Source organism: Chitinophagaceae bacterium, assembly GCA_030053935.1.
Lineage (GTDB): Bacteria > Bacteroidota > Bacteroidia > Cytophagales > JASGCU01 > JASGCU01.
The window spans coordinates 1-7,663 of record JASGCU010000102.1; the positions used below are offsets into that span (position 1 = coordinate 1).

General features: G+C 34.4%; 6 protein-coding genes. 4 read left to right on the forward strand and 2 right to left on the reverse strand.

Annotated elements, in window-relative coordinates; genetic code table 11:
• Window positions 1–289: 289 nt before the first annotated feature.
• Genes QM536_08790 through QM536_08805 form a run of 4 tightly spaced genes read left to right on the forward strand, consistent with a single transcriptional unit; the run spans window position 290 to window position 4,997 of the window.
• The gene (locus QM536_08790; protein ID MDI9357102.1) at window positions 290–835 is read left to right on the forward strand and encodes a DUF255 domain-containing protein; all 546 of its coding nucleotides are present in this window, start codon (window positions 290–292) and stop codon (window positions 833–835) included.
• Window positions 836–849: 14 nt separating this feature from the next.
• Window positions 850–2,313, forward strand: a complete 1,464-nt coding sequence (gene sufB, locus QM536_08795; GenBank protein ID MDI9357103.1) for a Fe-S cluster assembly protein SufB — start codon at window positions 850–852, stop codon at window positions 2,311–2,313.
• Between the two features lie 12 nt (window positions 2,314–2,325).
• Window positions 2,326–3,102 carry a metal ABC transporter ATP-binding protein gene (locus tag QM536_08800; protein MDI9357104.1) on the forward strand — a complete coding sequence of 259 codons (777 nt, stop codon included), beginning with the start codon at window positions 2,326–2,328 and terminating at the stop codon, window positions 3,100–3,102.
• Window positions 3,103–3,110: 8 nt separating this feature from the next.
• Complete coding sequence (locus tag QM536_08805) at window positions 3,111–4,997, forward strand: hypothetical protein (protein ID MDI9357105.1); 1,887 nt, start codon at window positions 3,111–3,113, stop codon at window positions 4,995–4,997.
• A gap of 2 nt (window positions 4,998–4,999) precedes the next feature.
• On the opposite strand, the gene feoB is transcribed toward QM536_08805, so the two are convergent.
• Window positions 5,000–7,120, reverse strand: coding sequence for a ferrous iron transport protein B (gene feoB, locus QM536_08810; protein MDI9357106.1), 2,121 nt, complete (start codon window positions 7,118–7,120; stop codon window positions 5,000–5,002).
• Between the two features lie 12 nt (window positions 7,121–7,132).
• Window positions 7,133–7,357 (reverse strand): FeoA family protein, encoded by a 225-nt coding sequence (locus QM536_08815; protein MDI9357107.1) that lies wholly within the window; start codon window positions 7,355–7,357, stop codon window positions 7,133–7,135.
• Between the last annotated feature and the right edge of the window lie 306 nt (window positions 7,358–7,663).

The window sequence follows — 7,663 nt, forward strand, 5'->3', positions numbered from 1 at the left end:
TCCTCTATGGAGAAAAAGGAGAGGTATTGAAATCAGAGAAGATAATAAAAGAGTAGTTATTAGTGATTAGAATCGTAGGGACAGGGCTTGTCTCTGTCTTTACAAAAAAATTTCTGCCCTCATTATTACAATAAAAAAAAGAGAGAGCGTTGATGAGACGCTCTTTTTTTTTTATTTTATTCCACTATAAACAATCAATTTTTATACTCCACCATACAAATAAGCAACATTACTAAAAAAAAATTATATTGATAATTATTATGTATTAATGTATCTATCATATTAAAAAATGAAAAAAATGAAAAAAGCTTCTCAATTATTAACAATCTTTGTAAGTACTCTATTTGTTTTTACAGGAGCAAATACCACAGAAGATAAAAATATCCGTTGGATGACATTTGAAGACGCAATGGCGGCAAATAAAATAAAACCTAAAAAAATATTCATAGATTTGTATACCGATTGGTGTGGATGGTGTAAGGTCATGGATAAAAATACCTTTTCTCATCCCGAAATATCAAAATATATGAATCAAAACTATTATGCCATAAAGTTTAATGCAGAGCAAACAGAGGATGTAAAGTTTAACGGGTATACTTTTAAATATATATCCCAAGGAAGGAGAGGATACCATGAGCTTGCATCATCCCTTACTAATGGAGAGCTTAGCTATCCGATGGGGGTATTTATGGATGAAAATCAACAAATATTAACCTTACTTCCAGGGTATCAAGAGCCACGGGCATTTGATTCTGTTATTAAATATTTTGGAACAAATAAATACAAAACCCTCAATTACCAAGAGTGGGAAAAGACGTATAAACCCTCATTTTAAACAACCGAAACTATATGAGCAAAGAAAATTCCAATGCAATTTTAGAAGAAATATCACAGTCAGATTATAAATATGGTTTTTATTCTGATATAGAATCGGAATCAGCCCCTCTCGGTCTCACTGAGGAAACGATACGATTCATTTCTGAAAAAAAAAAAGAACCACAGTGGATGTTAGAATGGAGATTGCATGCGTATTCTCATTGGCTGACACTCAAAGAACCACATTGGCAAAATATAACATACCCGCCAATAAACTATCAAGATATGATTTATTATTCTGCTCCCAAACCCAAAAAAGAACTTAAAAGCTTAGATGAAATAGACCCTGAACTCAGAGAAACCTTTGAAAAATTAGGTATATCTTTAGGAGAACAGAAGAGGCTAGCAGGTGTAGAAGGAGGTATAGCCGTAGATGCAGTATTAGATAGTGTTTCGGTCGCTACCACCTTTAAAAAAACATTAGCAGAGTTAGGTATTATTTTTTGTTCCTTCAGCGAAGCAGTGCAAGAACATCCCGAATTAATAAAAAAATATTTAGGTTCAGTAGTTCCTACCAATGATAATTATTTTTCAGCCCTCAATGCTGCGGTTTTTTCTGATGGGTCTTTTTGTTATATTCCCAAAGGAGTCCGTTGCCCTATGGAACTATCTACTTATTTTCGCATAAATGCGAGCAAAACAGGGCAGTTTGAACGAACCCTTATTATAGCAGATGAGCGTTCTTATGTAAGTTATTTAGAAGGATGTACTGCACCGATGCGTGATGAAAATCAACTCCATGCCGCAGTCGTAGAAATATACGCCGCAAAAAATGCCGAAGTAAAATACTCCACTGTCCAAAATTGGTATCCTGGTAATAAAGAAGGAAAAGGAGGCATTTATAACTTTGTAACGAAAAGAGGACTTTGTGCGGGAGATAATTCAAAAATATCATGGACACAAGTAGAAACAGGCTCAGCTATTACTTGGAAATATCCCAGCTGTATCCTAAAAGGTGATAATTCTGTAGGAGAATTTTACTCTGTAGCGGTAACAAATAATTTGCAGCAAGCAGATACAGGAACAAAGATGATCCACATAGGAAAAAATACAAGGTCGAGAATAGTTGCCAAAGGCATATCGGGAGGCAGAAGCCAAAATAGCTACCGAGGACAAGTAAAAATAATGAAACGCGCAGAAAAATCTCGAAATTTTTCACAATGCGATTCACTTTTACTGAGTGATATGTGTGGAGCGCATACCTTTCCTTATATAGACGTAGAAAATAACACATCCATAGTAGAACACGAAGCGACTACTTCTAAAATTGGAGAAGACCAAATATTTTACTGCAATCAACGTGGAATAAATAACGAAGACGCTGTAGCTCTTATTGTAAACGGATTTGCAAAAGAAGTTATGAACCAACTCCCAATGGAATTTGCGGTAGAAGCTCAAAAATTACTTGCCATCTCCTTAGAAGGAAGCGTAGGATAAACCCCAACATATATGAACATACAAAACACCATCATAAGCGTCAAAAACTTAACCGTCAGCTATAATAAAACACCCGTTTTATGGAATATAGATATGGAACTACCCTCAGGAATGCTCATAGGAATAATAGGTCCCAATGGAGCGGGGAAGTCCACTCTTATGAAAGCACTTATGGGAGTTATCTCTATACACAGTGGAAAAATAGATTTTTGGGGAAAACCCCTCTCCGAAGTACGTCAAAAAATAAGCTATGTTCCCCAAAGAGGGTCCGTAGATTGGGATTTTCCCGCTTCTGTCTTTGATGTAGTCATGATGGGAAGATATGGAAAATTAGGTCTTTTCAAAAGACCTACCAGCAAAGATAAAGATATTGTAGAGCAAAGCTTGAAACTTTTAGATATACAAAATTTAAAAAAAAGACATATATCCGAACTTTCAGGCGGGCAACAGCAGAGGGTATTCCTTGCAAGAGCCATCTCTCAACAAGCAGATATATATCTTTTAGATGAACCATTCGCAGCAGTAGACGCTACCACAGAAAGCTCTATTATTGACCTCCTCAAAAAGATGACAGCCGAAGGAAAAACCATTATCGTAGTGCATCACGACCTCAACTCCGTTACCAAATATTTTGAATGGCTCGTAATGCTTAACCTCCGATTGGTAGCAAGTGGAAGTACCGAAACTATCTTTAATAACGAAAAACTGAAAGAAACATACGGAAGCAATCTCTCCCTGTTAACCGAAGTGGCAGATACCTTTCAAAAAAAGAACCAATATTTATTCTAATCCTGTTTATGAATAGAAAACAGTACCATCGTTCTCTATTATATACCTCTTCTCTCCTATTTTTTTTTATGCATTCTTTGCAACAAGCGATAGGACAAAACTTATTAGATGACACTATCAGGACTACATATGGAGCAAAAACTACCTCTCTTTTTTACGAAGAAGATATAAAATTATTGAAAGACAGTGTCTCCGCAATAGATACTACCTTAGTGTCTTTTGAGAGATTTACAAAAATTGATAAGAAACAAAATTTTTGGGTAGATTTGGGAGCAAATGGAACAGCAGCACATTCCATCTTTTTTGAAACCCCTCAAAAAATAGGATTACGAAGCGGCTTTGATAATTACGAACTCTATTACAAAAGCACAGATATATTCCCCTTCTATAATACCCGATCCCCTTATATAAAAGCATATTGGGCAAACGGAAGCCAAGGCAGGCAAGTAGTAGATATTCAATATGCCATAAATAAAACACAAGGATGGAACTTCGGAGCAGATTTTTACAGAATAGCAACCGACAAACAAATTGGAGCAATAAGATCTGAAGGCGATGAAAACTCAAAAGTAAATATTTTTGATATACATACCTCTTTTCTTTCCAAAAACAATAAGTATCACCTGCTTTTTTATATACTCCGATTTCAAAATGATGTCAATGAAACAGGGGGAGTCAATGCTCCCGATACCGCAAGTGCATTAGATTTATTCCAATACCGAAGTGCTCCAATACGCCTCTCGGGCGTGAAAAATTATCAAAGAAAAATACAATACCACGCCTTTCAAAAATACAAACTTGCAAATTCCTTTCAGCCCTATTGTGTCATAAATCGTCTCATAGAAGTAAATCATTACAGAGATTATACAGTAAGCAATAATAACCAAAACTCCCTTGATGTATCAGGAAAAAATATATACCCCCAAAGTATCATCTCTCAAGATACAACAGATGAAATAAACACCTTTGAGGAATGGAACTACGAAGTAGGGGCATTGGGTGATATACGATTTATAAAATACTATGCCTTTTTGAAGCAAAGAATTATGTATTTTTCTCCCGTGAATAACCCCAATGCTTACTACTACGAAACCTACCTAGGAGGAAGATTGACTACAAAAATACTCAAAAGATGGGATTTGGAGGGAAGGGGAGAACTTTCTTTGAATGGTCTTTATAATATATCTGCATCCATGTCTTTGTTTTTTTTGAATGTCTATTTTAAAAGTGTGCGTTACAGCCCTTCTTTGATTGCTCAAAACTACAAAGGCAATAATTTTCAATGGGAAAATAATTTTTCTCCCTCATTCGCAGAAGAAATAGGCGGAAAAATACACATACAATTTCTCAAAACAGAAATTATCCCGCAAATAAAAATAACCCGCTTAGGGCAACAAATATACTATGGAAGGGATTTAAATCCTTACCAAAGCAACCAAAGTCAGCTCATAATCTCACCTATAGTAGACATAAAATGGAATTTAAAAAACATTTTTTTTATAGAAAATACGACCCTTTACACCTTAGTGACGGGAAAAGATGTAGATATTTTTCCCGTGCCTACTTGGTTCATAAATGGAAAAGTATACACTGAATTTTTGATGTTTAAAAAATATATGCAGTTGCAAGCGGGGGTAAATATTCATTACCAATCTGCTTATTATGGAAATAGTTATAATCCCGTTCTTCAGCAGTTTTATATTCAAAACACTTTCTTATTAAAAGAATATTGGACTATGGATATATTTGCAAATATAAAAATTCAAAACTTCCGTATTTTTGTAAAATACACACATATAAATCAAATAACGGATAACGGATATTTTTTAGTTCCTGGGTATCCTGGACAACGCGGTAGTTTTGATTTTGGAGCTTCTTGGTATTTTTTTGATTAATCTTAAGAGAATATTTGAAAGGTAATAAATGCAGATATATATGCAAGCAGGGTCATATACAATAATTGTATCAAGGGCCATTTCCATCCATTCGTTTCTTTATAGACAATGGCGAGAGTACTCATACACTGCATCGCAAATGCATAAAACACTAAAAGAGAGAAACAGGTAGCCCGAGTAAATACTTTTTCTCCCGAAACATGATTTACTTCGTTTGCTAATCTTTTCTGAATAGTGCTGTATTCTTGTTCTACATTTCCTACGTGGTAGATAGTAGAAATAGTTCCTACAAAAACCTCACGTGCGGCAAAAGATGTTATGAGTGCTATGCCTATTTTCCAATCATATCCTATTGGTTTAATGAGAGGTTCTATTGTCTTCCCTAAGTAGCCTGCGTACGAATGTTCTAATGTATATGCCGCTATTTTTGTTTGTAATACTTCTTCAGAAAGATGTGGATTCTTTTCTCTTATCTCTGTTTCTATTTTTCCTAAGTCATCAGGGCTATAAGATGCCAAAATCCATAAAATAATAGATACTGCAAGTATTATTTTCCCCGCTTCTAATATAAATGTCTTTACTTTTTCAAAAATAGTATACAAAACATTCTTAAAAAAGGGAATCCTGTAATGAGGAAATTCCATTATAAATACTCCTTTTTCTCTCGTCTTGAGAACTATTTTCATCAATAAACCCGAAAGTAATGCAAATACAAACCCCAATAAATACATTCCCATAAGGACAATCCCTCTCATATTGAAGAACCCGAACAAGGTCTGATGAGGGACTGCCAATCCTATCAAAACCGTATACACAGGTAATCTCGCAGAACAACTCATCAGGGGAGTTACTATAATAGTAATAATACGTTCTTTCGTGCTTTCTATATTGCGAGTAGACATAATGGCGGGAATGGCACAAGCAACTCCCGATATCAGAGGAACTATGCTTCTGCCACTCATTCCAAATTGTTTCATTATCTTATCCATCAAAAACACTACCCTTGCCATGTATCCCGTTTCTTCTAATAGGACAATGAATCCAAATAGAAACATTATTTGCGGAATAAAAATAACTATCCCTGTGATTCCGGGTATAATTCCCTCTGTGAATAGACGGGTTATATCACTATTTGGTAGTGTTTTTTCTAAATATCCATTGACGTACGAAAAACCATTGTCTATGAGATTCATAAGAGGCTCTGACCATGCAAATAAAGATTGAAATATCAAAAATAATACTATAAAAAAAATCAAATACCCCCATATTGTATGGGTTAATATCTTATCTAACCAAAAACTCTTGGAAGAGCGGATAGAGCTCTTTGATTCTTCTTTTTTTACAACCCTATTGAGCAGTTGTTCTATCTTTTTATACCGCTCTAAAGTTTCTGTTTCTCGCAGCTCTTCGGTATTGATAGTATATTTTTTTATAACTTGTTGGAGAGATGTTTGTATTTCATTGCTCTGTTTTTGTAAGAGAGAAGGATGGTGAATCAATTGAAGTATATGATAATGGGATAAAAAAGTATTTGGATATTCTGATTTTATTCTCTCTAAGGCACCCTCCCATAAAGTCCTTGTCTCCCAAAAATACTGTTCTTTTTTTGGAGGAAGGGCTATCAATTTTTTTTTCATTTCCTCTAATCCTTTTCCTAATCTTGCATTTATACATACTACAGGAACTTGTAAGTAACTTTCTAACTTTGCTGTTTCTACAAGTATGCCTTTTTCATCTGCTTCGTCTAGCATATTGAGGGCTACTATGATAGGAAAGTTAAGATCATACATCTGACTCAAAAGAAAAAAATTTCTTTTTATATTGGAAGCATCTATTACTACTACTAACTTATCCGGATAATCTTGAGAATGAGGTGAGAGTAGTATTTCGGTTACTATTTCTTCATCTATTGTATTAGGATACATGCTGTAAGTACCTGGAAGATCTATTATAATAGCTGTGTGTTTATCAGATAATGTGCAGATTCCTGTTTTTTTTTCAGTAGTTATTCCTGGGAAGTTCCCTACTTTTTGATGTAAGCCCGTGAGATGGTTGAAAAGGGATGTCTTCCCCGAGTTAGGATTGCCCACCAACGCTATTTTTACTCTTTGATTATGTGCCATCGGTATTATTTTCTATAATGGTTCTATAAGTATATTGTGAGCATCTTCTTTTCTAATAGATATTGTATACCCTTCTATTTCAATACATATCGGGTCTCCTAAGGGGGCTATAAGTGTTACATTCACAAGAGCACCTGGAATAAAACCAAGTTCCAATAATGTATTTTGTCTCTCTTTTTTGAGAAAACCAATTATCTTTCCCCCCTCTCCTTTCTTCAAATCGGCAATAGTGTGCATAGTATAGTTTGAGAATAGTATCAATGAAGATTTTATTGTATGAGTACATAATACACAAATAAAAAAATATCTTTAAAAAAATTTGTAACTACTGAGTGTCTTGTAAAAAAACTGTTATAAACAAAATAAGAGACCTCCTGAATAATTGATAGTTATTATATTCAAGATTCAATAAATTTATAAAATGTTGAATAATAGTTACTTCAATGCAGTATTGATTGATGAAAATATTGTGTTTTTATGTAAAGAAGGGTTCTAAAAATTAAAACCATAAAAACGGTATACCTTAAAAACCAATAGAGACGT

Excerpts from the sequence above, each read along its gene's own strand:
- QM536_08815 (MDI9357107.1), bottom strand. The coding sequence starts at position 7,357 with ATGCACACTATTGCCGATTTGAAGAAAGGAGAGGGGGGAAAGATAATT.
- sufB (MDI9357103.1), top strand. The coding sequence starts at position 850 with ATGAGCAAAGAAAATTCCAATGCAATTTTAGAAGAAATATCACAGTCA.
- QM536_08805 (MDI9357105.1), top strand. The coding sequence starts at position 3,111 with ATGAATAGAAAACAGTACCATCGTTCTCTATTATATACCTCTTCTCTC.
- feoB (MDI9357106.1), bottom strand. The coding sequence starts at position 7,120 with ATGGCACATAATCAAAGAGTAAAAATAGCGTTGGTGGGCAATCCTAAC.
- QM536_08790 (MDI9357102.1), top strand. The coding sequence starts at position 290 with ATGAAAAAAATGAAAAAAGCTTCTCAATTATTAACAATCTTTGTAAGT.
- QM536_08800 (MDI9357104.1), top strand. The coding sequence starts at position 2,326 with ATGAACATACAAAACACCATCATAAGCGTCAAAAACTTAACCGTCAGC.